Below are 24519 nucleotides of genomic sequence, written 5' to 3' on the forward strand. Positions count from 1 at the left end.
GAACAAAATCCCTCTCCCGAGCATTTGAATCGCAGAACGCAAAACGACGTGCGCGATGCCCGACTGCACCTCGCCCGTCCAAACCGTCTAGCTACGGACCGAAAAGCCCGAAAATTGCCCATCTCCCAACGGCTTAACCGGAAACGTCGCCGTTTCCGCTGTCAGACCGTGTTTTTCGTGCTGCCGTCCCGATATGGGATGGCAATCATGGAGATTCGAGGGTGGTTCCCAGCGCATCCCCACACATTCCTGTGTAGTCCATCGAGTTCCGGCCCAGAGGGCGACCAAATGGCCGCCCTCCAGATGGAACCCATAAAGGGTCTTACTTGAGTTCGACCTTCGCGCCAGCCTTCTCGAGCTGACCCTTGATCTTCTCGGCTTCGTCCTTAGCAACGCCTTCCTTGACGGGCTTCGGAGCGCCTTCGACCAGGTCCTTGGCTTCCTTGAGGCCAAGACCCGTGATCGCACGGACTTCCTTGATGACTTCGATCTTCTTGTCGCCGGCCGAAGCCAGGACGACAGTGAACTCGGTCTTTTCTTCAGCAGCAGCAGCACCGCCGCCGCCAGCAGCCGGACCAGCAACTGCAACAGCAGCAGCAGCCGAAACGCCCCACTTTTCTTCGAGCATCTTGGCGAGGTCGGCAGCTTCGAGCACGGTCAGGCTCGAGAGATCGTCAACGATTTTCTGTAGGTCAGCCATTGTCTATTTCCTTAAGCGTATTTGGTTCGAACCAGGGTTTGAATGCGAAGGGCGTCAGGCCGCTTCGCTCTTTGAGGCATAGGCCTGAACAACACGCGCGAGCTTCGCCGCGGGAGCTGTCGAGAGCTGAGCGATCTTGGTCGCCGGCGCCACAAGGAGGCCGAGGATCTTCGCGCGCAGTTCGTCGAGCGAGGGCAGCGCGGCCAAGGCCTTGACGCTGTCGACGTTCAGGACGGTTTTACCCATCGAGCCGCCAAGGATGACGAACTTCTCGTTCGCCTTGGCAAATTCGACGGCAACCTTCGGTGCAGCTACCGGATCGTCCGAAGTGGCGATCACAGTCGGGCCCTTCAACAGGGAACCGATGGCAGCAACATCCGTGCCTTCAAGAGCAATTTTGGCGAGACGGTTCTTCGAGACCTTCACCGAGGCGCCAGCCAGCTTCATCTGCGAACGCAGGTTCTGCATCTGGGCAACGGTGAGGCCGGAATAATGGGCGACGACCGCAACGCTGGTGGTCTTGAAGACCCCGTTCAGCGCGTCGACCGCGTCCTTTTTAGCCGCTCTTTCCACAGCAAGCTCTCTCCGGTTGGCGGCCTCTATCGAGATAGGACCGCCGGGTTACACCCACCGCCCCACCTGAACCTGACCTCAAGACCCATGCTCGTTAAAACACATGGTCTAAAGACACGTCGGGCGAGACGATATGATAGCCTGCCCTCCCGAACCGTCCTGGCGAACCAGCGTTGGCGCGGGGTGTCGAGGTTCGAACCAAATACGCGTCATGTCGCACAAAACGACATTGGCGAAATCCAGTCTTCACCCGTCTATGCTGGCTGCATCAAGTTTTACGATTAAGCCGTTGATGAAACTTGCGTTTATCTAAGGCGCCAGCAGTCTCGGACAGGATTCAGGATCATCGATAAGCCATCATGCGGCCTATTGGTGACCCCTGCCCGCCTTCCTCAAATCCGCGTCGCGCGTCCCATCCCCGTCGAGCGATCCGTATGGACAGCCTGAAAGGAAAAGTCTCCTGCGATGTGGGTTGTCGGAGTGCGAACACAGACGCGCCAGCTACCAGCCAGCACGCCCGGAAACGGTTGTTTAACGAGTCTTTTTCGTGTTGCCAAGCGCGAAATGCCGATGTGGCATCTTTTCTGCAAGGGAGCCGTTTAGGGCGCTCAGAGCGCAAAAGTGGAACCGGCTGAACCGGCTCCACTTTTGATTGCATCACCCCTTCGGGCAGGCCGCTCCCGCATCGGCCCAGGCCTTGATCAGTTCACCGAACTGCTTCTGGGTACCCGGCGCCGGGGTCCGGTTGCCACCGGGATGCCAGCCCCAGCCGACCAACTCGTCTTCGGCCATGTGCTTCACAAGCGCGGCCATGTCCTTGCCGCCATTGCGCTCCTTGTCCTTGATCTGGGTGCAGATCTGGCCAAGCGTCTTGCCCTGCCAGGCCATCTCGATGGGCGCCAGCGCCCACTTCGGATTGCCCGGGACGTTGGCGGCATCGAAGTTGTTCTCGTGGTGGCAGGTGGCGCAAGCGAGACCACCGGCTGCGCCGACACCGCCCTCGCCGCGCACGACCAGCGGGATATGCGGCCGCATGCGGTCGGTCTGGGTCGGGCGTTCGGTGGCCGGATGGCAGTTCATGCAGCGCGGCGACTGGATGACCTTGCCGGCTTCCGTGAACAGCGCCACGGCACGCTCGTTCTTGTTCTTGATCTTGGCGAAGGCCGAGACCGACTGCAGCTTGGTCGGATTGCTGACCGCCGCATCGGCCTCCTGGAAGCTCGGCTCCGCGAATGCGAGGAGACCCGCCGCGAGGCCGCCGGCGACCAGCGCCAACATCGAGTTCTTAAACAAGCTCATGCTGAGGCTCCTGGCACGATCGGCAACTGCCGCGGTCTTCCCACTCCGAGTTTCGCCAGCGCGTTGGCAACGGCAGGCCCGAGCGGAGGCACGCCGGGTTCGCCGACGCCTGATGGCTTCTCGGTCGATTTCACGATGACCACCTCGATCTCCGGCATCTCGTTGATGCGCAGCGAACGATAGGTATCGAAATTGCCGGACACCGGCGCGCCGGCATCCAGCGTTTGTTCCGCATAGAGGATGTGACCGAGGCCGAAGCCGATGCCACCTTCCATCTGTGCGCGGATGATGTCGGGGTTCACGGCGACGCCGCAATCCACCGCGCACCATACCTTGTGCACCTTCGGACCGTCGTCGGTCATAGACAGTTCGACGACCTGCGCGACGAAGGTGTTGAAGCTCTCGACCACCGCAACGCCGCGCGCGCGGCCTGCCGGCACCTTGTAGTTCTTCCAGTCGGCGAGTTCGGCGACGGCCTTGAGAGCCCCTGCGTGGCGCGGCTTCTTGCTCAGGAGTTCAAGCCGACCTTCGATCGGATCCTTGCCGGCGGCCTCGAGCAGTTCATCGACAAAGGCTTCGACGACATAACCGGTGTGGGTGTGGCCCACGGAGCGCCACCACAACACGGGCACGCCGACGTCAACCTGATGCATGTCGCAGCGGAAGTTCTCGACGTCGTACGGGATTTCGTTCGAGCCTTCATAGGACGTCGGGTCGAGGCCGTCCTTGAACATCATGGACTCGAAGAAGGAGCCCTTCATGATCGACTGGCTGACGATGGTGTCGCTCCAGGCTTCAATCTTGCCGTCGCGCACCGCACCGCGCATGCGGTGGATGCAATACGGCCGATAATAGCCACCGCGCATATCGTCCTCGCGCGTCCACACCAGCTTGACCGGCTTGCCCGGTCCGATCGCTTTCGCGACTTCGGCGAGCTCGATGGCCTGATGCGTGCTCTGCTGGGCGCGGCGGCCGAAGCTGCCGCCGGCCAGAAGAACGTCGATCTTCACCTTCTCGATCGGCAGCCCGAGCACCTTGGAGATCGCCATATGGTCAGGCGTCGGAAACTGGCAGCCGTAGCGCGCATAGGCGGTGTCGCCGTCCCATTTCAGATAGGCGTTGAGCGGCTCCATCGCGGCATGGGCCAGATACGGGAAGACGTATTCAACCTCGATCACGCGGCCACCTTTGGCCATCGACTCTTCGAACTTGCCCTCGGCCTTCACGAGTTTGCCGGCCGTCTTCGACAGCCCGCGGAATTGCTGCAGCAGTTCCGCACTGCCACGCTTCTCCGCCTTGCTGTCGTCCCAGGTGATCTTCAGCGCTTCGCGGCCCATCTTCGCGGGCCAGAAACCCTTGGCGTAGACAGCGACCCCATTCGACACCTGCTTGACGTCGACAACACCAGCTACGGCTTTCGCAGCCGTCGCATCGAAGGACGCGACCTTGCCGCCGAATTTCGGCGAACGCGCCACGACCACCGTGAGCATGTCCGGCTCGTTGATATCGAGCGTGTAGAACGCCTTGCCATTGGTCTTGTCGGCGCTGTCGAGGCGTTTCACGACGCCTTCCTTGCCGATCAACCTGAACTGCGACGGGTCCTTCAGCTTCGGATCGGCAGGCACCGGCATGGCCATCGCCTTGTCGGCGAATTCACCGAAGCGACCTTCATGGCCAGACGCATGTTTGATCACACCGTTATCGACAGTGATTTCGCCTGCCGGCACTTGCCACGCATCGGCAGCAGCCGCGACCAGCATCTGGCGCGCGGCGGCACCGACCTGGCGCATCTGGATGTAGGAATTGGCGATGGCGGTCGAGCCACCGGTGCCCTGCATGCCGAACGCCAGATTCTTGTAGAGCTGCGGATTTGACGGCGCGTGATCGGCACGCATCTGCGCCCAGTCCGCGTCGAGTTCTTCGGCGACCAAAGTCGCCATGCCGGTGAACGGTCCCTGCCCGAATTCGATGCCCTTGCACAGTACCGTGACGGTGCTGTCGGGCTTGATGATCAGGAAGGTGTTCGGCGCGATATTGACTGACGGCTTTGCCGCCGCCTGCGCGAACAGTTTGTCGGCACGGGCAACGTAAGCGCCGAGCACGAGGCCAGCGCTGCCCTTGAGCAGCGTGCGACGGGAGAGCTTGGTGTCATGAACGGTCATGGCTCAACCCTCCAGAGATTTGGCGGCGCCATGAATGGCGGCGCGGATGCGAACATAGGTGGCGCAGCGGCAGATGTTGCCGTTCATCGCCAGATCGATATCGTTGTCGGTGGGGGTCGGATTGACGCTAAGCAGCGCGGTGGCGCTCATCACCTGGCCGGATTGACAGTAGCCACATTGCGGCACGTCAAGCGCGACCCAGGCAGCCTGCACTGCCTTGGCTTCCTTGGAGTCGAGCCCTTCGATGGTGGTGATTTCGCTGGTGCCGATGGCCGAGACGGGCATTGAACACGAGCGGACGGTCTGGCCGTCCACATAGACCGTGCAGGCGCCGCATTGCGCGACCCCGCAGCCATATTTGGTGCCGGTGAGACCTGCCCCATCTCGAATTGCCCAGAGCAGAGGTGTGTTGGGATCGACGTCGACCTGACGGGCCTGACCGTTGATCTTGAGAGTGAACGCAGCCATCGCTGATGTCCTATGTCGTCGAATGTACGCCTACATTCGAGTTGTTCTAAACAGCCGACATCTACATCCGCATTGCGGAATAACCCATTCAATTATTTTTGTACCGCGCGGGAACGAAATTGGTTCTTGCGAAACGGCCCTTCAGACCAGTCGTCAGCTTTTCAGAGGCGCCGCGACGCTTCGATGCCGCTCAGGATGAGATCGATTCCGGCGAGAAAGTCCCTGCGGTCGTCGTGCCCCCGCAAATGTGCAGCCATGCTGCGGGTGAATGCATATGCGTCCGGATCGAGCTGAGACCAGGTGGTTGCGACCGCGTCCAGAAAGTCAGACCTGTCGATTCCTCGCGTCCGGCCGAGCTGCCCATTGGCCGCGTTCTGCGCACCGACGCCGAGGATGTAGTTCAGCAACGCACCCACCGTCGCCCACTGTTCCTCGTCAGGCACGCCAAGGGCGCTCACCTGCCGGCCGATGCGTTCGAGTATTCGCACCATGGGCAACTGCCCGGGAGCGCGTGTGAGCGCCGACCCAACCCACGGATGCGCGTCGATCGCGTCAAACATGCCCAGCGCGAGGGTGCGAATGATGGCCTGAGGCGTCGCGCCGACCAGGGGCGCGTTCATCGCGCGGGCGATGATGGCGTCGCAGGCGGCGGTCAGCAGCTCGCCCTTGTTGGGCACGTGCCAATAAATAGCCCCGGGACCAGTGGCGAGCCGCTCCGACAGGGCGCGGAATGTCAGACCATCTTCCCCGCTGCCGTCCAGGATCGCGACCGACGCTTCGATGATGCGATCCCGGGAGAGCGAGTCTTCGCGTCGTGGGCTGCTGCGAGTTTTCTTGGCCATGTCTCCACCTTGCCATAAATGGAACACCGTTCCAATAGAATGGAATGACGTTCCATTGATGCCTTGGGAAATGTCCCGGGCCAGTCTGCGACTGCGAAGGTGGCGAGATGTATACTCATGTGGCGATTGTCGGCGCGGGGCTCGGCGGGCTGACGCTTGCCCGCGTGCTCCATGTTCACGGTATCGCAGCGACGATCTATGAAGCTGAAGCCGCGGCCGACTCGCGGGCACAAGGAGGCCTGCTCGATATTCACGACTACAACGGGCAGCTCGCCCTGAAGGCTGCGGGATTGTTCGAAGCTTTCCGCGACATCATCATCGTCGGTGCCGATGCCAAGCGGATACGCGACAAGGACGGCAAGCTGCTGTTTGACAGGCCCGACATGGGCAACGGCGGTCGACCTGAGGTGGATCGAGGAGAGCTTCGCCAGATTCTGCTCGATTCCCTTCCTGCCGACACGATCCGCTGGGGACATAAACTTGCAGCGGCGTCTCCGCTCGGCGGCGGGCGGCATGCGTTGACCTTCTCCCATGGCTCAACGGTATCGACCGATCTCCTCATCGGTGCCGACGGCGCCTGGTCACGTGTTCGCCCGCTCCTCTCCGGGGAGAAACCGGCCTATGTCGGCACGTCATTCATCGAGACGTTTCTTTTCGACGCCGACACCCGCCACAAGGCCAGCGCGGACGCGGTTGGCGGCGGCACGCTGATGGCGATTGCACCGGGCCAGGGAATCTTTGCGCACCGACACGCCGATGGAACGCTGCAAGGCTACGTGGCCCTGAACAAGCCGGAGGACTGGATTGCCCGCATCGACTTCTCGAACTGGACGAATGCCCTCGCCCGCATCGCCGCAGAATTCGACGACTGGGCTCCGGAACTGACAGCCCTGATCGCCGACAGCGAGGCCGCCCCTGTGCTTCGCCCGATCTATGCGCTGCCGATCGAACACCGATGGGATCGCGTAGCCGGCGTGACGCTGCTCGGCGATGCGGCGCACCTGATGTCACCATTCGCCGGCGAAGGCGCCAATCTCGCAATGTATGACGGCGCCGAGCTCGGACGGGCACTTGCCGCCAATCCGGAAGACGTCGAAGCCGCGCTTATCGCTTATGAAACGGACCTCTTTCCCCGCAGCGCGTCTGTTGCCGCGGAGACCGACCGGAATCTGAAGCTGTTCTTCAACGACAACGCGCCTCAGAGCGTGGTTGACCTGTTCACCAGTTTCCAGATCACCGAATAGCTGCCCTAGACCGCCACCGCGTAGGGCAGCCCCTTGCCCGCGTAAAACGCGTCGAGATTGGCAATGACGCAGTCCTGCATCGCCGTGTGCGAGTCGAGTGTGTGACCACCGATATGCGGCGTCAGCACAACATTCGGCAAAGCCGTGAGTGCGTCGGGCGCGTGGGGCTCCTTCTCGAACACGTCGAGGCCGGCGCCAGCGATGGTCTTGTCCGTCAGCGCCGCTGTCAGCGCAGCCTGATCGATCACCGAGCCGCGCGAGATGTTCACGACCACGCCATTGGCGCCGAGCTTCTTCAGCATCGCGGCATCGATGATGCGGTTGGTATCGGCCCCTGCCCGCACGGCGATCATCAGCACGTCGCACCATTCGACCAGCGCTTCGAGGCTTGGCTCATAGCGATACGGCACATCATGCTTGCTGCGGCTGTGATAGGCGACATCGCATTCGAAGGCCGCGACGCGCGATGCGATCTTGCGGCCGATCTCGCCCATGCCATAGACGCCCACTCTGCGGCCGGGATTGCCGGGCTGCGGCGACATCAGCGGCGACGGCTTTGCGGAGGACCAGCCGCCTTCGCGCAGATACTGATCCGCAGGCAGCAAGCGCCGCGTCACCGCGAGCATCAGCGTGAGTGCCAGATCGGCGACCGAGGCCGCATTCGCGCCCGGGCTGTTGCCGACCACGATCTTCCGCTCGGCCGCGGCCTTGAAGTCGACGCCGTCATAGCCCGTGCCGTAGCAAATGATCGCGCCGAGCGCCGGCATCATGTCCATCACGTCTGCCTTGAGCACCTGACCGCCCGCGGTGATCAGCGCGCGCACGTCTTTTAGTTGGTCAGCGGAAAAGGTCTGCAGCGGTGGCTTGCCTGCAGCGTCTAGAAGATCGAAGTGCTCGCCGATGCGTACCATCTGGGACTTCGGGAAACGCGAATAGATCAGAACCTTCTCGGCCATCGTGACGATCCTTTGGGAGCATTCCTGCGGGTCTAAAGAGCGGAAGACAAAAGAAAAGGCGGAACCGGTTGCCCGATTCCGCCCTGGTTTCTTGCAAGCCTTGTTCCGGCTTAGCCGAGCACGGTGCCCGTCTCAACCTTGACGCCGGGGCCCATGGTCGAAGACACGGCAACGCGCTGCAGATAGGTGCCCTTCGCGCCAGCCGGCTTCGCCTTGGAGACGGCATCGACCAGAGCCTTGATGTTTTCGACGAGCTTCTCTTCCGAGAAAGATGCCTTGCCGATACCAGCCTGCACGATGCCGGCCTTCTCGACGCGGAACTCGACCGAACCGCCCTTGGCACCCTTGACTGCGCCGGTGACGTCCATGGTCACGGTGCCGATCTTCGGGTTCGGCATCATGCCGCGCGGACCGAGCACCTTACCAAGGCGACCGACCAGCGGCATCATGTCGGGGGTTGCGATACAGCGATCGAAATCGATCTGACCGGCCTGAACCTTCTCGAACAGGTCTTCTGCACCGACGACGTCTGCACCGGCAGCCTTGGCTTCTTCAGCCTTCGGGCCACGGGCGAACACGCCGACGCGAAGCGTACGGCCGGTGCCGTTCGGCAGGGTGACGACGCCACGGACCATCTGGTCGGCGTGACGCGGATCGACGCCGAGATTCAGCGAAATTTCGATGGTCTCATCGAACTTCGACTTGGCGCGTTCCTTGACCATCTTGATGGCCTCGGCGACCGGATAGAGCTTCTCGCGGTCGATGCCCTCACGGGCCTTCTTCAAACGTTTTCCAATTGCCATGACCGTTTACCCCGCGACCTCGACACCCATCGAACGGGCAGAGCCCTCAACCATCTTCATGGCCGATTCAATGGTGTCGCAATTCAGATCCTTCATCTTCGCTTCGGCGATCTCGCGCACCTGCGCTTTGGTCACCGCGCCGGCCTTGTCACGACCCGGCAGCTTGGAGCCGGAGGTGAGCTTGGCGGCCTTCTTGATGAAGAAGGACATCGGGGGGGTCTTGAGGGCGAAGGTGAACGAACGATCGGCATAGATCGTGATCACCACCGGGATTGGGGTGTTCTTTTCTTCCTTCTGCGTCTGCGCGTTGAACGCTTTGCAGAATTCCATGATGTTCAAACCGCGCTGACCAAGCGCGGGACCGATCGGGGGCGAAGGGTTCGCCGCACCGGCCGGCACCTGAAGCTTCAGGTATCCGGTCACTTTCTTTGCCATGTGTCACTCCTGTTGTGCCGGTCATCGACCGGCTGTTTCAGGTTTCGTGGTTCGGTCGACAAGCGGTTGGCAACCGCCCTCTTCCTCCCACGGCCTTAGAAACGCGAGGCGAACCTCGCGCTATTGCGATCAGACCTTTTCGACCTGACCGAATTCCAGTTCGACCGGCGTGGCGCGGCCGAAGATCGACACTGCGACCTTCACGCGCGAGCGTGCTTCGTCGATTTCCTCGACGACGCCGGAGAACGACGCGAACGGACCATCGGCCACCTTCACGTTCTCGCCGATCTCGAACGACACCGACGCCTTCGGGCGCTCCACACCTTCCTGCACCTGGTGCAGAATGCGCATGGCTTCAGCTTCCGAAATCGGCATCGGCTTGTTTTCCGCGCCGAGGAAGCCCGTGACCTTCGGGGTATTCTTGATCAGATGAAACGCTTCGTCGGTGAGCTGCATCTTCACCAGCACGTAGCCCGGGAAGAACTTGCGCTCGGCGTCCATCTTGCGACCGCGACGTATTTCAGTGACCTTCTCGACCGGAACCAGAATCTGTTCGAACAGGTCTTCCAGGCCACGCTGCTTGGCCTGTTCCTTGATCGACTCCATCACCTTCTTTTCGAAATTCGAATAGGCGTGAACGATGTACCAGCGCATGCTCATAATTCTGTTCCGTCAGTGCATCGTGAGCAAAAAGGCGACGAGGTAGCGGATGACCTGATCCGCCGCAAAAAAGAAGATCGACGACAGCGCCACCATGACGAAAACCATGATGGTCGTGATGGTCGTCTCGCGTCGCGAGGGCCACGTGACCTTGTTGGTCTCGGTGCGCACTTCCTGCAGGAATTTGAACGGGCTGAACGCCATCGTTATGTGATCCGCATCCGTCGTGAGACGATTGAATTGGTTTCAGAATCCGAACAGCCCTCTTGCGCCCAACCCTTTATTCAAGGATGAGCCGCCAAGCGGGCTCGTTCGTTCGGGGATTTGCCGCGTCGGATATCCGGTCACCGGGCCGACAGCGAGTGCAGCTTCCTACTTCGGACCGGACCAAAGGTCAAGGTATCCGGGCCGGACCGGCGGGAACCCTTCCCGCCACCGGATACCACCTGGATCAGCGTCCGCCCACCCCCGGCGACGGTTTGCCGACCGCCGCACGGACGTGCCGGACGACATGATCGGCGACGATGGCGTGGCCCTCCGCGGTCGGGTGCACCGCGCCGCTATACATGGCCGCATAGACCGGCTGCAGGATGTCGAACTGGGTAAAGCCCGGCGAATGGACGTTTGCGGTCAGAAACGCGTCATTCGGGGTCCGGAACAGGCGCCAGCGCGACGCATAGGGCAGATAGGCCGCCGGCGAATAGGGCGTGAAGTCTTCCTTGCCGATCCAGCGCCGCGGCATCGCCATCGCCTCGCCGTCTGCCTGCGGCCGCTTCGGATCGCGCGCGCAGAGCCCGCGTTTGGCGAATTCGCTCTGGTGATCGGTGATGAGCTGGAAGCCGGTTCCAGCGCCGGTGGCCAGCGCCGGGCAGCCCCCGCCCCGCCCGTTGGTGATGCAGGCGGTCCGGGCGAAGAAATCGTTCAGAAAGTTGACCGTCTCGGCCAGCCGTTCGCGCGACAGCACCAGCTTCTTGTGGACGTCCAGGCCGAGCGTCGGCTGCGCGCCGCACAAGGCTCCTGTCTCGTCGAACTGGATCGGCTCGTAAGCCGTCTGCAACACCTTCGCGGGCGCCACGCCAAAGCCGTCGCGCAAGGCATCGCGGAGCGCCACCATGCGCTCGTCGAGCTGCTCCATGTAAGCGCGCGAAACTTGCGGCGAGAACCGGATCTGCTTGCCGAGCAGGTTCGCGATCGGTGCCAGATCACCCGCGGATTCGGTCATCGCATAGACCATCAGCGGCGAGAAGCCGACATCGTTGCCGCCGATCGACAGCAGCAGTGTGTCGATCGGCCGCTTGCGCTCATTCGGCGCACACCAGGATTTTGTCACCGGCATATTGGCGACCTGCACGCTGCCGCTGGCATAGGTCGGCAGATTGTAGGTCGCACGCTGCGTGCGACCCGCGGGGCTTTTGCAGATCAGATCGGCAAGTTGATCGAGCTGCGAGCGCACCATCGCGTTGCCGGCGCCCTCACGCGCCTTCTTCTCGAGGAACAGACCTTCGGTGACCTCCGAGCCGGTGCAGGCAAGGCTTACCAGCGTGATCGACCGGTGCGGATTTTCCAAACTGAGTTGCAGCCCGACGCGAAACGGATAGCCGTATTGCGAGCGGTGGCAATCGGGGCTGAGCCAGCGCGGATTGGCAGCGTTGAAGGCCTTGTCGAACTGCGCAGACGCGAGCGGGAAATAAAGCTCCTGCTCCTCGTCGGCGAGCTTGCGCCGCGGCAGGTTCTTGTAGTCGAAACTTCCCACCGGTGCAGCGGGGGTCAGTTTCTGCAGCGACTTGGCGGTGCTGCGCGTCGCCATCTCCTCGCGCATCAGGGTGGGATCGTAGACCATCTCGCGGACGGCGCTGAATGTCACCGGAACGTCCGGATTGCTTTCGCCCGAGGCAAAGGAATCGCCGAGCGCCACGATGAACAGATCCTCGACGACGACCTGCGGGTCGTTCAACATTCGACCGTCGGGCAATTTGACCTGGACCGATGCACCGGAAAGGTTGCGATCGACGGCATAAGGCAGGCGCGTGATCTTGAGCGGCGTCGCGCAGGATTGCGTTGTGGACTCGGTCCTGCTGCCCGGCCGCCGCGGCGTCCAGCTCCAGACGCAATCATATGCGCCAGCTTCGGCAATGCGCTCGGGCGACAGCCGGATCAGCACCGTATGCGCATCCGGCAGTACGTAATCTTCCTTGGCCGTGCCCCACGAATAACGCCGGTCGCAACTCGCGAGATAGCGGCCCTGCCGGCTGTCGTAGCAGACGGCGTCGACGGTCTGCGACGCCCAGCCGAGACGCGAGCGATCGTAGCGCGCCCGCGCGGTGTCGGCGCAACTGGTCGGGCTGGTCATGTCGCGGCAATCGGGATCGTTCAGCCGCCGCTCGGTGCGCCACACCACATCGGCGGGCGGCAGCACCATCTCGTTGCGCGCAGCGGGATAGCCGCGCTCATACATCGCGAAGGATGCGGCATTCTTGAAGAAGCGAAATGGACTTTCCACCTGCCAGAGCAGATCGGCGGCATGAGCGCCATGACTCAATGACAAATGTCCAAAGGACGACACCAGCAACGTCGTGGCCCCCACGACGAACGTCACAAGTAATTTCATTCTCGACTTCCGGCTGAAATTCCCAACGGGTGTGTCGCGCGCGCGGCAAGCCAGGTTCATCGCCGCGACCGCACGCCGCAGGGACGCAGCACAACGGAAACGCGGGGAGCAGCACGATCGCGCATGATTGGCAAAGCCGATGTCGGACATGGCCATCAGCCTATTGAGCAAATTGCCCCGCGGATGGTCAGATTCCATTAACCCCGCGGCCAGACTAAAACGCGAGAAGCTACCCAGGTACTCCAGTAAGTGGATGTATTAGCAGACCTAAATGTTTTGATCGGCAGATTGCTTGTTTGATCGGCAATGCGACGGGCATCAGCGAATGACCAGCATCACCACCCTGTCCGAGGGAACCGACGCCTCCACGAGGGACCTCCGCAAGGATTCGGCATTGCGGATCGCGCGGCGGCGAACCGCCTATATCGCGCAGGCGTCGAGCTATCTGATCGATGCTGCGATCCTGCTGCTCTACGCCGTGATCGGCGTGACCACCGTGGCGACGGGGGTCGTGTATCTGGCCATCAGGCTCGCTGTCGTCGGCATTGCTGCCTATCTCTCGGAGATCCAGGTCAACGACCGTTTCAAGGACCCGTACCTCACGGTCCCTCTCTCCATCGTCAGCATCATCGTCCAGATCGGCGCGATCTATCTCGTGCCGCAGATCGGCTTCTACTTCATCTCCATCATTTTCGTCGTGCTCGGCTTCGCCGCACTCCGCATGAGCGCGCGCCAGACCGGCATCGTCTGGTCGACTGCAACGCTGGGCCTCGCACTACTTTTCCTGATGACCGACAAGCCGATCGGCATTCCCATGGCCACCGCGACCGAGCGCGCTCTGGCGCTGGCCTGTTTCGTCAGCGCGCTTGGCCGCTGTGCCAGCGCCGGCCTCTACGGCAGCTCGATGCGCGAACTGCTGTATCGTCGCAGCAACGACCTCGCGGCTGCCAATGTGCGGATCGAGGAACTGGCGCAACTCGACGAGCTCACCGGCGCATTGAACCGGCGCTACATCATGAAGTGCCTGAACGACGAGATCGCCAAGGCCCAGCGCAACGCCACAACCTGCTGCATCGCGATCATCGACCTCGATCACTTCAAGAAGATCAATGATCACTTCGGACATCCGGTGGGCGATGAAGTGCTGCGCGCCTTCGCCATCTCTGTCTTCGCCAATATCCGCACCATCGACAGGTTCGGCCGTCAGGGCGGCGAGGAGTTTCTGCTGATCCTGCCGGACACCGACATTGATCTTGCGATCCAGACGCTCGATCGATTGCGCGGCCTGATCACGGAACTGAACTGGTCAGCGATTGCGCAGGATTTGACTCTGACGATATCCGCCGGGATCAGCGCCATCAGGCCCAACGATACGCCGGAAGACATTCTGGCGCGCGCCGACCTTGCGCTCTACAGAGCCAAGGATACCGGCCGCGACCGCGTGGTGGCAGCGCCGCAAAAGCGGCAGTTCAGCTGAGCGGCAGTCGGAGACCCGCCTGAAAGGCGCGCTTAGGCTAAAATATATCGATATTTCAAAGGCTTAAAATGGCAGGGGCGGTAGGGCTCGAACCTACGACAACCGGTTTTGGAGACCGGTACTCTACCAACTGAGCTACACCCCTACAGGAAAACGGCGCACCGTCATTTCCGCGCTGTTTGAAGCATAGGCGACGCCTGATTTGCAAGAGGTGAAGCGCCCCCTCCGAAATCAAATCCCGCCGGAATCAAAACGGCGGGCAAGGGAACAAGCCCCTGCCCGCCGCCTGTATCGATTACTCGATGATGCTAGCGACGACGCCTGCACCGCAGCCAAGTGCGGTATACCGCACTTGGGCATATTTTCTTTCGGTTGGACCTTTCGGAGTTGTTGCGTCGATCATTCAATGATCGAGGCCACCACGCCTGCACCAACGGTGCGGCCGCCTTCACGGATGGCGAAGCGCAGCTTCTCTTCCATCGCGATCGGCACGATCAGGTGCACTTCCATGGCGATGTTGTCGCCCGGCATCACCATTTCGGTGCCTTCCGGCAGATGCACAACACCGGTCACGTCGGTGGTGCGGAAGTAGAACTGCGGACGGTAGTTGGTGAAGAACGGCGTGTGACGGCCACCCTCTTCCTTGGTCAGGATGTAGGCCTCGGCCTTGAACTTGGTGTGCGGCTTCACCGAACCCGGCTTGCACAGCACCTGGCCGCGCTCGACGTCTTCACGCTTGGTGCCGCGCAGCAGCGCGCCGATGTTGTCGCCGGCCTGGCCCTGATCGAGCAGCTTGCGGAACATTTCAACGCCGGTGCAGATCGTCTTCTGCGTGGCGCGGATGCCGACGATTTCGATTTCCTCGCCGACCTTGACGATGCCGCGCTCGACGCGGCCGGTCACGACCGTACCGCGGCCCGAGATCGAGAACACGTCTTCCACCGGCATCAGGAACGGCTGGTCAACCGGACGCTCCGGCTGCGGGATGTAGCTGTCGACGTTCTTCATCAGTTCGAGGATCGCGTCGTGACCGAGCTTCTGGTCCGAGTTTTCGAGAGCGGCCAGCGCCGAACCCTTGATGATCGGAATGTCGTCGCCCGGGAAGTCGTACTTCGAGAGCAATTCGCGGACTTCCATTTCCACGAGCTCGAGCAGCTCCGGATCGTCGACCATGTCGCACTTGTTCAGGAACACGACCAGCGCGGGAACGCCGACCTGGCGGGCGAGCAGGATGTGCTCGCGGGTCTGCGGCATCGGGCCGTCGGCGGCCGACACGACCAGGATGCCACCGTCCATCTGCGCGGCGCCGGTGATCATGTTCTTCACATAGTCGGCGTGGCCGGGGCAGTCGACGTGGGCGTAGTGGCGGTTGGCGGTCTCGTATTCGACGTGAGCGGTCGAAATGGTGATGCCGCGGGCCTTTTCCTCGGGCGCCTTGTCGATCTGGTCGTAAGCGGTGAACGTGGCACCGCCCGTCTCTGCCAGCACCTTCGTGATCGCCGCCGTCAGCGACGTCTTGCCGTGGTCAACGTGACCGATCGTACCAATATTGCAGTGCGGCTTGTTACGTTCAAATTTTGCTTTGGCCATAGATCCACCTGTTAAGCCACGCCCGTGCGCAGCACCAAACCGGCGGCTGGTTACAAGGGAAAACGGCCCTGTTCAAGCCCGAACTTCTGGGCCAAGCTCGTCCAACCATGCCGGCGAGCCCCCTATGTAAGCCGGCAAATGACAAGATCAATCAAAGCACTATCGGGAGCCGCCATGAACGCCCAAACTGCCGCAAAACACGCCATTTCCCTTGAGACCCCCGAGCTGCCGCAGGCCCGGCCGGAAACGCTGGGATTGTCATCAAACCGTCTTCAAATCATGTCGGACGCGTTCAAGCGCGAGATCGACAAAGGCACCACGCCGGGCGTCACCATGCTGGTCTCCCGCCGCGGCCAGATCGGCTATTTCGAGGCCTTCGGCAAGCAGACCCCGGACGGCGGGACCGCGATGTCGCGCGACAGCCTGTTTCGCATCTTCTCGATGACCAAGCCGATCGTCTCGCTGGGCATCATGCAGCTGGTCGAGAACGGCCATATCCTGCTGAACGACCCGCTGGCGAAATACATCCCCGCATTCGCCGACACCAAGGTCGGCGTCGAGCGCAATGGCGCGCTCGAACTGGCGCTGCCTGTTCGACCGATCACGATCCAGGACCTGCTGCGCCACACGTCGGGCATTTCCTATGAGATCACCGGCAACGGCATGGTGCAGCGGATGTACCAGAAGTCGAACCTACGCAATCGCGACATCACCAATGAAGAACACGCGACAATCGTTGCCGGCCTGCCGCTGATCTGCCAGCCCGGCAGCGAGTGGAACTACAGCCGCTCCACCGATATTCTCGGCCGCGTCATCGAGGTCGTGTCCGGCAAATCGCTGGGCAACTATCTCACCGACAACATTCTGGCGCCGCTGCAGATGGCCGAGACCGGCTTCCACACAGCAGGCACGAACAAGGACCGTATCGCGCAGCCCTTCCCCACCGATCCCTGGACCGGCGAGAAAGTCGCGCTGTTCGATCCGCTCGAAATTCCGAAGATGGAATCCGGCGGCGGCGGACTGGTATCGAAGACCATGGACTATGCGCGCTTCTGCCAGATGCTGCTCAACGGCGGCACGCTGGACGGCAACCGCGTGATCGGCAGCCGCACGCTGCACCTGATGGCGTCCAATCACCTCAGCCCTAACGTGAAGCTGGAGACACATCTCGTACCGCCCGGCCACAGCTTCGGCCTCGGCTTCGCCGTACGCACCGACGATGGTCACGCGCCCTATGCGGGATCGAAGGGCCAGTTCTTCTGGAGCGGAGTCGCCGGCACGTTCTTCTGGATCGATCCGCAGGAAGAACTGTTTGCGGTGTTCATGTCGCAGGGACCCGGCCAGCGGGAATATTTCAGGACGCTGATCCGGAGTCTCGTCTACGCGGCGGTGGAGTAAGCAAGAAAAACTCGTCATTCCGGGGCGCGGCCGGCGCAAGCCGGACGCGAACCCGGAATCTCGAAATGGCCTGACACCGACGGAGACTCCCACGTCGAGGTTCCGGGTTCGCGGCCGCCGCCTTCGGCGACGTCCTCGCCCCGGAATGACGAGATTGATCTCAGCTAATCGTAGCGCCGCCGTCGATCACCATGGTCTGGCCGGTCATGAAATTCCCGGCTGCAGATCCCAGGAACACCGCAGCGCCTGCGATTTCATCGGGGATGCCGATGCGCAGCAGCGGCGAGCGTGCGGTGGAGGCCTTGAGGTTCTCCGGATTGTCCCACAGCGCTTTCGCAAAGTCGGTCTTGATGAGGCCGGGCGCGATGCAGTTCACACGGACATTGAACTTGCCGTATTCGCAGGCGAGATTGCGCGCGAGCTGCATGTCAGCCGCTTTCGAGATCGCATAGGCGCCCAGGATCGTCGAGCCTTTCAACCCGCCGATCGACGACACGATGATCACCGAGCCGTCCTTGCGTTCGATCATGTCCGGCACGACCATGCTGGTCAGCCAGTTGTTGGCGACAATGTTGTTGTCGAGAATCTTGCGGAACTGATCGTCAGAAATGCCGGCCAGCGGCCCGTAATACGGATTCGACGCAGCGTTACACACCAGCACATCGATCTTGCCGAACGCCTTCTTGCTTTCGTCGACGAGGTTCTGCAGGTTTTCCTTGCTGGAGATGTTGGCGGCGATCGCCACCGCAGTCCCCTTGCCGAACTGCGCGTTGATCTCCGTCGCCACTTCGTCGCAGACATCCTGCTTGCGCGACGAGATCACCACCTTGGCGCCGTGCTCCGCCATGCGCTCGGCAATGGCACGGCCGATGCCGCGCGTCGAGCCGGTGATGACGGCAACTTTTCCGGTCATGTCGAACAGGTTCATGTGTGTTTCTCCCTAGTTTTTTCTGTTTGAGTTTTCCTCCGTCATTGCGAGGAGCGAAGCGACGAAGCAATCCAGTCCTTCTTGTTGACGAAAAGAACTGGATTGCTTCGTCGCCAAGAGGCTCCTCGCAATGACGGCTATGACTAAGCCAGTTTCGTCGGCGTCACTTCCGGCCCCGCCGGCTGATGCATCGCTGCATGCGACGGATCGGCGATCCAGGGCTGCTGGTTGACCATTGGAATGCGCCAGCCACTATGGCCGTCGCTGGCGAGATGATCGAGCCGCGTGACCGAGCAGTTGTCGATGGTGAAAGCGAGACCGCGATCCGGCTGATCGTTGAGCGCAAGACCGATGGCCGCCTTGATCGTGCCGCCATGCGCCACTGCAATAATATCCTTGCCGGCGTGCTCGACATTGATGCGCTCGATGCCACGGCGCACGCGGTTGTAGAGGTCCATGAAGCTTTCGCCATTCGGCGATGGTTCATCGATGGGCGCGAACCAGTAGCTGCCGACATTGATGGGACGGCTGGCGAAGAACGCGGCGCGGTTCATGCCCTGCCAGTCGCCGAGATGCTGTTCGGCGAAATCCGCTTCATGCGGCATCGCGTCGGGCTTCGGAAATCCTGCGGCCCAGATCGCACTCGCCGTCTGATGCGTGCGCTTGAGATTGCTGGCGACCCAGACGGCATTGCGTGGCAGGATCTTGCCGACCGCATCGAACACCACGCGGTCGCTGCAGTCGCAGTCCATGTCCTTCTGGCCGTAGATGTTGCCGCCGTCACTCCGCACCGGGGCGTGTCGCACCCACCACCACCGCGTCGCCGTCACACCTTGAGGGACTGTATGCTGCGCCACGAACGGTTTCTCGGCGTTGGACATCGTGACCACCCTTCAATACTGTTTCATCCGTCCTACGTCAGAGCGCGAAGCGCCTCAAGCATCTTCGCAGCTTGGCACGCATCATTGAATTCCATATGGCGGCACGCCGCACAAAAAACATACAGGGAGAGAGTTATGGGCCGCCTCGCAGGCAAATCCGTCATCATCACCGGCGCAGGTAGCGGCATCGGCCGCGCCGCAGCGCAATTGTTCTCGCTGGAAGGCGCGAAGCTCATCATCGTCGACCGCAGCGAGAGCGTGCATGAGACAGCCAAACTTGTGAGCGATGCCGGCGGCACCATTGAAGCGATCACGGCGGATGCCGGTTCCGAGAGCGATGTGAAAGCCTATGTCGAGAAGGCACTGTCAAAATACGGCAAGCTCGACGCGATCTGGGCCAATGCCGGCATATCAGGCGGCCTCGTGCCGCTGCTGGAGCAGACCGTCGAGCAATGGCAGGAGATCCTGCGCATCAATCTGATCGGGCCGTTCCTCGCAATCAAGCATTCCATGCCGCATATGGTGAAACAGGGGCACGGCTCCATCGTCCTCACCGCCTCTGTCGCAGGCCTGAAGTCCGGCGCCTCCGGCCATCCCTATGCGTCGAGCAAGGCCGGCGTCATCAGCCTGGTGCAGACCACGGCCTATTCGCTCTCCGGCACCGGCGTGCGCATCAATGCGGTGTGCCCCGGCCTGATCGAGACCGGCATGACCAAGCCGATCTTCGACAATGCGAAAGAACGGGGCACCCAGGGCAAGATCGGCCAACTCAATCCGCTGAAGCGCGCCGGCCAGCCGCATGAACTCGCGGCGATGGGATTGTTTCTGGCCAGCGACGAAGCGTCCTACGTCAACGGCCAGGCGATCCCGGTGGATGGCGGCCTGACGGCGTCGATGCCTTACGCAGGCAAGCCGATCTAAGACGGGACGCGGGATGGGTTTGGCTTCGCTCAACTCATCCTGCGATCCAGAACAACTGCTGCATGGCCTCCTCGCGGTGCGGCCAATACGGCAAGCGCCGAGGCCGCCTGAATGACGACGCCGATGAAAATCGGTGTCGCGTAGCCGCCCGTAAGGTCGCGCAGAAGCCCCATGGTTGCCGGCCCACAGGCATTGATCACGCCGGCAATCCCGATGGACAGCCCGAGCACCACGCTGAACGCGTTCGACGGGAATTCGCGCTGAACGATTAGCGCCGGCAGCGTGATCAGATTGCCCATCGAAAAGCCGAACACCGCACAGGCAAGGAATAGCCCGGTCGTGCTGGTCGAGAATCCCAATACGCTCAGTGCCGCAGCCTGGCTGAAGATCGATACCGCGGCAGCGCGGCGTGGGTCGACGCGGTCGGCAACGAGACCAAGCGTAATGCGCCCGACCAGCGACATGGCCGTTGTGAGCGAGACCGCGCCGCCCGCCGACTGAAATCCGATTACCGGCGTCAGGATCGATATCTGATGCACGATGAACGCAACCTGCACCAGGATCGCGAACGCGAATGGTGCGGTCAAGCTCCAGAACCCGGGATCGCGCAGGAGGTCTGCACGTGACAACGGCGGAGCCGCATGTACAGCTTCGGTAATCCGCCGTTCCCCTGCGCGCGGGAATCGAACCATGATTGCCACGACCGGCACGAGCACAATGGCCAACACGGCGGCGGCGATATCGAGCGCGTGACGAAATCCGGTGGCTTCGACCAGCAGGACCAGGCCGGGCATCAGCAAGATGCCACTGAACGTCGCCCCGCTGAAGGTGAGACTGATCGCCAGGCCGCGCTTGCGGTCGAACCACGCACCGACGATCGCCGCAGCGGTGATCGTCCCGAGGCCGACCCAGGCCAGCGCGAGCACGACAAAGCCCGCATAGAGATGCAGGAGGGAGTCCGCCGATGCCAGCAATACAAGACCTGTCGCAAGCGCGGCGACGCCCGCAAGGACCAGGCTGCGCGGCCCGATCCAGCGCAACAGATCGCTGACGAACATCGATAGCAGGGAGCCCAGTACGAGGCAGAGCGTACTTCCCGTTGCGATTAACCCGGTCGGCCAATCGTTGAGGCGGCGGAGTTCGGCGACATAGATGCCATGCCCGTACAGGCCGAAACCAAAGATCGAGATCTGGACCAGAAACAGGGCGGCAACAATCCGCCAGCCCATATAGCGCAACGACGTCTCGTCAGCCGGATCGGTCTCGGCCATCGCATGCGTTTGCATTTCCCCACCGCCGCGCTCAATGCGTCCCCATAGAACGCTACCTATGATTGCGGCGCCATGCCATCGCTGCGTATCGGATCGCAGTCAAGAAATAACGCAGACAGTCACAATCCGTCAGGCGGAGCGTTCGACGAATTCGTCGCCAGCAAGCGGTCGCGCACGCGCTCGCGGTGGAATGTGTAGATGCCGGACAGCACGATCACGCTCGCGCCGAGCACCATCATGGCGTCGGGCACGTCACCGAAGACCAGATAGCCCAGCAGCATCGCGTAGAGCATCTGCGAATAACGCATCGGCGCGACCGACGAGACATCGCCGACGCGCAGCGCGAGGATGACGCACTGGAATCCGATCAGCGTCATCACTGCCGCCAGCGCCAGCAAAGCGAGCGAATGAAACGATAGCGCAGTCCAGTCCCCGTGCAGCAGCGTGAACACTGCCCCTGCCAGAGTCACCGCAACGGCGGTGAGAAAGGTGACGAACAGCGTGGGAATTTCGGCCGGGATGCGTTTGGTGACGAGATCGCGCGTGGCGTAGAACAACACGGACAGCAGCGCCACCAAAGTGAACTGGCTGAACCCGTCGGCGCCCGGCCGCACGATGATCAGCACGCCAATGAAGCCCGCGGCAATCGCCAGCCATCGCCGCCATCCCACCGGCTCGCCCAGGATCAGCACGGCGCCACAGGTCATCACCAGCGGCAGCGATTGAACGATGGCGGTCACATTGGCGAGCGGCAACGCGCTGACCGCGACCAGGAACAGCGCCGAGCCGCCGATCTCCCCGGAGATGCGCAGCGCCACTGACGGCACGAACAGCAACCGCTGAGGCCGTAGCGCGCCCTGATGCACCGCCAGCGCACCGATCATGACGCTGGCGAACAGCCCGCGCAGCATCATTACCTCGCTGAAATGCATCTGCACGGTGAGGAACTTGGCAATGGCGTCGTTGACACTGAAGGTTGCCATGGAGACAGCCATCAGCAGGCTGCCGCGCAGATTGGGAGAGAGAGGCAAGACAATCCTGGGTGAGTTACGGTCAGAGCAGACAGGCTCCGAAAGGAGCAAGACTCAGGCCAAATGATTGCGCCTCATGTGCACGAAGACGGACGTGCGAGCCAGATGGCTCACGCGTCCCTGCCATTCACTGTGCGCCGGACTGATGGCCGGGCGCCAAGCCTACAACCCATCCGGCGGCATGCTCGGCGCACTGGCCGCCGGCAACCGGTTGCGAACACGCTCGCGATGGAACGCATAAAGACCGGACAGCACGATCACCGACGCGCCGAGAACCATCGGGCCGTCCGGCACATCGCCGAACACGAGGTAGCCAAGCAACATGGCCCACAGCAGTTGCGAGTACCGGAACGGCGCAACAGCGGAGATATCGCCGGCGCGCAACGCCAGGATCACACACTGATATCCAATCAGCACCAGCACAGCGGCGAGCGCCAGCAGGCCGAGCGACCGGTTCGAGGGTGGCGTCCAGCCGCCCAGCGGAACGAGCAGGATGGCGCCGACGATCGTCACAACGATCGTCGTCAAAAACGTGACGAACAGTGAAGGGATTTCGGTCGGAATGCGCTTGGTCGCGAGATCGCGCACGGTACAGAACGCGACCGACAACAGCGCCAGCAGCGAAAACTGGTTGAAGCCCTCGATGCCGGGCCGGACCACAATGAGAACGCCGACGAAGCCCGCAGCGATCGCCAGCCAGCGCCGCCAGCCCACCTGCTCACCGAAGATGAGTGCCGCACCGAGCGTGATCGCGAGTGGCAGCGATTGAAAGATCGACGATACGTTCGCAAGGGGCAGATGTGCGAGCGACGCCAGAAAAGTCACGGTGCCGCCGATCTCGCCGAATACGCGCAGCGCCACAGACGGGACGAACAGGATACGCAGCGGACGCAGGGCCTTCTGCTGGGTGGCGAGCGCGCCGATCAGCACGGCGGCGAACAGACCCCGCACCAGCATCACCTGACCGAAGTTCATGTGCAGCGTCAGGAATTTCGTGAGCGCGTCGTTGAGGCTGAAGCCGGCCATGGCCGTGGCCATCAGCACGCTGCCGCGAAGATTGGGAGAGAGAGACAAGTGCGTTTCCAGGTCGATCGACGCAGCAGCACTTGCTGCGGCCGGCCCTCTTGGCGGGGCATCTCTAAAGCGATCATGAAAGAGGCGCGATCCCCAATCGGTCGCGCCTCTTCAATCGTTTATTTCGCGCCGGCGAGCTGTGCGTATTTCCACGACGCCTGCGCCAGCGGAACGGTGCGCTTGGCGGATTCCATCGCCTTGGCCGACGACGCGGTGCCATCGCGAACACGGCCGGCAATGCCCTGCAGAATGCCGGTGAGCCGGAACAGGTTGTAGCAATAGTACCAGTTCAGATCCGGCACGGTCTTGCGGCCGGCCTTCTCGCAATAGATTTTCGCGGCTTCATCCATAGTCGGGATGTTGAGCGCCTTGAAATCGAGCCCGTCGAGGCCCGGCATGATCCACTGCATCAAAAGATAAGTGAAGTCGGCCATCGGATCGCCCAATGTCGACAACTCCCAGTCGAGCACCGCCTGCACCTTCGGCTGCGTCGTATGGAACACCATGTTGTCGATGCGATAGTCGCCATGCACCACCGACACCCGCTCCTGCTCTGGAACCGACGTCGGCAGCCATTCGATCAGCCGTTCCATTTCCGGAATGAGCTGCGTCTCGGAGGCGCGGTACTGCTTGGTCCAGCGATCGACCTGACGGGAAAAGTAATTGCCGGGACGGCCGAAATCGCCGAGCCCGATTTTTTCGGGATCGTAGCTGTGCAGTTGCGCCAGCGTCTCGATCTTCGCCGTGAAGATCGCGCGGCGATCTTCCTTCGGCACCGTCGGCAGCGCCGGATCCCAGAAGATCCGGCCGTCTTCCATCGACATGATGTAGAACGCCGAACCGATGACATTGTCATCGGTGCAGAGTGCGTAGGCCTTGGCGACCGGGAAGCCTTGCTTGCCGAGCGCCGCGATGACCTTGTATTCGCGATCGACGGCGTGCGCCGATGGCAGAAGCTTGCCGAACGGCTTGCGCCGCATCACGTAGGATTGCTTCGGCGTATTCAGCCGATAGGTCGGGTTGCTTTGTCCGCCCTTGAACTGCAGGACCGTCAGCGGTCCCTCATAGCCTTCCACATGCTCGCGCATCCAGGCCTCGAGGCTCATCTCGTCGAAGCGATGCCGCTCCTCCACTGGCCTCGTGCCGTTATACTCGTCGTCGCGCTTCACACCATCGGTCACGTCAGTCTCCGCTTAGC

23 protein-coding genes and 1 tRNA gene are annotated in these 24519 nt (G+C 61.9%); 4 read left to right on the forward strand and 20 right to left on the reverse strand.

Annotated elements, in window-relative coordinates; genetic code table 11:
- Nucleotides 1-322 precede the first annotated feature (322 nt).
- From rplL to SFY93_RS22165, 6 genes are all read right to left on the reverse strand, one after another.
- Nucleotides 323-700 carry a 50S ribosomal protein L7/L12 gene (gene rplL, locus SFY93_RS22140; RefSeq protein ID WP_089268274.1) on the reverse strand — a complete coding sequence of 126 codons (378 nt, stop codon included), beginning with the start codon at nt 698-700 and terminating at the stop codon, nt 323-325.
- A 54-nt stretch (nt 701-754) separates the two neighbouring features.
- A complete protein-coding gene (rplJ, locus tag SFY93_RS22145) occupies nt 755-1273 on the reverse strand; it encodes a 50S ribosomal protein L10 (protein ID WP_089268275.1) in 519 nt (172 codons plus the stop codon).
- A 657-nt stretch (nt 1274-1930) separates the two neighbouring features.
- Complete coding sequence (locus tag SFY93_RS22150; protein WP_068731517.1) at nt 1931-2572, reverse strand: Isoquinoline 1-oxidoreductase subunit; 642 nt, start codon at nt 2570-2572, stop codon at nt 1931-1933.
- Nucleotides 2569-4734, reverse strand: a complete 2166-nt coding sequence (locus tag SFY93_RS22155; RefSeq protein ID WP_120286932.1) for a xanthine dehydrogenase family protein molybdopterin-binding subunit — start codon at nt 4732-4734, stop codon at nt 2569-2571. The genes SFY93_RS22150 and SFY93_RS22155 overlap by 4 nt, the downstream gene beginning before the upstream one ends.
- Before the next feature lie 3 nt (nt 4735-4737).
- Nucleotides 4738-5202, reverse strand: a complete 465-nt coding sequence (locus tag SFY93_RS22160) for a (2Fe-2S)-binding protein (protein ID WP_068731522.1) — start codon at nt 5200-5202, stop codon at nt 4738-4740.
- Between the two features lie 161 nt (nt 5203-5363).
- The gene (locus SFY93_RS22165; RefSeq protein WP_320444604.1) at nt 5364-6044 is read right to left on the reverse strand and encodes a TetR/AcrR family transcriptional regulator; all 681 of its coding nucleotides are present in this window, start codon (nt 6042-6044) and stop codon (nt 5364-5366) included.
- 107 nt (nt 6045-6151) lie between these two features.
- Here SFY93_RS22165 and SFY93_RS22170 point away from each other — a divergent pair, with 107 nt between their 5' ends.
- Complete coding sequence (locus SFY93_RS22170; protein WP_320444605.1) at nt 6152-7288, forward strand: FAD-dependent oxidoreductase; 1137 nt, start codon at nt 6152-6154, stop codon at nt 7286-7288.
- A 5-nt stretch (nt 7289-7293) separates the two neighbouring features.
- Here the strand turns inward: SFY93_RS22170 and SFY93_RS22175 are convergent, their stop codons facing one another.
- The 6 genes from SFY93_RS22175 to SFY93_RS22200 form a co-directional block, all read right to left on the reverse strand.
- Nucleotides 7294-8244 carry a 2-hydroxyacid dehydrogenase gene (locus SFY93_RS22175; RefSeq protein WP_093762203.1) on the reverse strand — a complete coding sequence of 317 codons (951 nt, stop codon included), beginning with the start codon at nt 8242-8244 and terminating at the stop codon, nt 7294-7296.
- Between the two features lie 110 nt (nt 8245-8354).
- A complete protein-coding gene (rplA, locus tag SFY93_RS22180) occupies nt 8355-9047 on the reverse strand; it encodes a 50S ribosomal protein L1 (protein ID WP_089268281.1) in 693 nt (230 codons plus the stop codon).
- Nucleotides 9048-9053: 6 nt separating this feature from the next.
- The gene (gene rplK / locus SFY93_RS22185; RefSeq protein ID WP_068731528.1) at nt 9054-9482 is read right to left on the reverse strand and encodes a 50S ribosomal protein L11; all 429 of its coding nucleotides are present in this window, start codon (nt 9480-9482) and stop codon (nt 9054-9056) included.
- A gap of 129 nt (nt 9483-9611) precedes the next feature.
- Nucleotides 9612-10142 carry a transcription termination/antitermination protein NusG gene (nusG, locus tag SFY93_RS22190; protein WP_068731530.1) on the reverse strand — a complete coding sequence of 177 codons (531 nt, stop codon included), beginning with the start codon at nt 10140-10142 and terminating at the stop codon, nt 9612-9614.
- Nucleotides 10143-10154: 12 nt separating this feature from the next.
- The gene (secE, locus tag SFY93_RS22195; protein ID WP_068731532.1) at nt 10155-10346 is read right to left on the reverse strand and encodes a preprotein translocase subunit SecE; all 192 of its coding nucleotides are present in this window, start codon (nt 10344-10346) and stop codon (nt 10155-10157) included.
- Nucleotides 10347-10593: 247 nt separating this feature from the next.
- Nucleotides 10594-12750 (reverse strand): SGNH/GDSL hydrolase family protein, encoded by a 2157-nt coding sequence (locus SFY93_RS22200; RefSeq protein ID WP_309945074.1) that lies wholly within the window; start codon nt 12748-12750, stop codon nt 10594-10596.
- A gap of 325 nt (nt 12751-13075) precedes the next feature.
- On the opposite strand from SFY93_RS22200, the gene SFY93_RS22205 reads away from it, so the two are divergent.
- Complete coding sequence (locus SFY93_RS22205; protein ID WP_309945073.1) at nt 13076-14227, forward strand: GGDEF domain-containing protein; 1152 nt, start codon at nt 13076-13078, stop codon at nt 14225-14227.
- A 69-nt stretch (nt 14228-14296) separates the two neighbouring features.
- On the opposite strand, the gene SFY93_RS22210 is transcribed toward SFY93_RS22205, so the two are convergent.
- Nucleotides 14297-14372: transfer RNA gene (locus tag SFY93_RS22210), tRNA-Trp, on the reverse strand.
- A gap of 254 nt (nt 14373-14626) precedes the next feature.
- Nucleotides 14627-15817, reverse strand: a complete 1191-nt coding sequence (gene tuf / locus SFY93_RS22215; protein WP_184517871.1) for an elongation factor Tu — start codon at nt 15815-15817, stop codon at nt 14627-14629.
- Nucleotides 15818-15991: 174 nt separating this feature from the next.
- Between tuf and SFY93_RS22220 the strand changes: the two genes are divergently transcribed.
- On the forward strand, nt 15992-17215 hold the full coding sequence (locus SFY93_RS22220) for a serine hydrolase domain-containing protein (protein WP_320444606.1): 1224 nt from the start codon (nt 15992-15994) through the stop codon (nt 17213-17215).
- A 160-nt stretch (nt 17216-17375) separates the two neighbouring features.
- Here the strand turns inward: SFY93_RS22220 and SFY93_RS22225 are convergent, their stop codons facing one another.
- Nucleotides 17376-18143 carry an SDR family NAD(P)-dependent oxidoreductase gene (locus SFY93_RS22225; RefSeq protein ID WP_089264737.1) on the reverse strand — a complete coding sequence of 256 codons (768 nt, stop codon included), beginning with the start codon at nt 18141-18143 and terminating at the stop codon, nt 17376-17378.
- 143 nt (nt 18144-18286) lie between these two features.
- Entirely contained in the window at nt 18287-19024 is a 738-nt protein-coding gene (locus tag SFY93_RS22230; protein ID WP_120293136.1) for a histidine phosphatase family protein, read from the reverse strand.
- A 135-nt stretch (nt 19025-19159) separates the two neighbouring features.
- Here SFY93_RS22230 and SFY93_RS22235 point away from each other — a divergent pair, with 135 nt between their 5' ends.
- Nucleotides 19160-19945, forward strand: a complete 786-nt coding sequence (locus tag SFY93_RS22235; RefSeq protein WP_120293134.1) for an SDR family NAD(P)-dependent oxidoreductase — start codon at nt 19160-19162, stop codon at nt 19943-19945.
- A 29-nt stretch (nt 19946-19974) separates the two neighbouring features.
- Here the strand turns inward: SFY93_RS22235 and SFY93_RS22240 are convergent, their stop codons facing one another.
- The 4 genes from SFY93_RS22240 to SFY93_RS22255 form a co-directional block, all read right to left on the reverse strand.
- The gene (locus tag SFY93_RS22240; protein WP_320444607.1) at nt 19975-21216 is read right to left on the reverse strand and encodes an MFS transporter; all 1242 of its coding nucleotides are present in this window, start codon (nt 21214-21216) and stop codon (nt 19975-19977) included.
- 119 nt (nt 21217-21335) lie between these two features.
- Entirely contained in the window at nt 21336-22247 is a 912-nt protein-coding gene (locus SFY93_RS22245; protein WP_320444608.1) for a DMT family transporter, read from the reverse strand.
- 162 nt (nt 22248-22409) lie between these two features.
- The gene (locus tag SFY93_RS22250) at nt 22410-23321 is read right to left on the reverse strand and encodes a DMT family transporter (RefSeq protein ID WP_320444609.1); all 912 of its coding nucleotides are present in this window, start codon (nt 23319-23321) and stop codon (nt 22410-22412) included.
- A 119-nt stretch (nt 23322-23440) separates the two neighbouring features.
- A complete protein-coding gene (locus SFY93_RS22255) occupies nt 23441-24502 on the reverse strand; it encodes a phosphotransferase family protein (RefSeq protein ID WP_116661769.1) in 1062 nt (353 codons plus the stop codon).
- Nucleotides 24503-24519 lie beyond the last annotated feature (17 nt).

Origin of the sequence: Tardiphaga sp. 42S5 (assembly GCF_034044155.1) — a bacterium.
GTDB classification, from domain to species: Bacteria; Pseudomonadota; Alphaproteobacteria; order Rhizobiales; family Xanthobacteraceae; genus Tardiphaga; species Tardiphaga robiniae.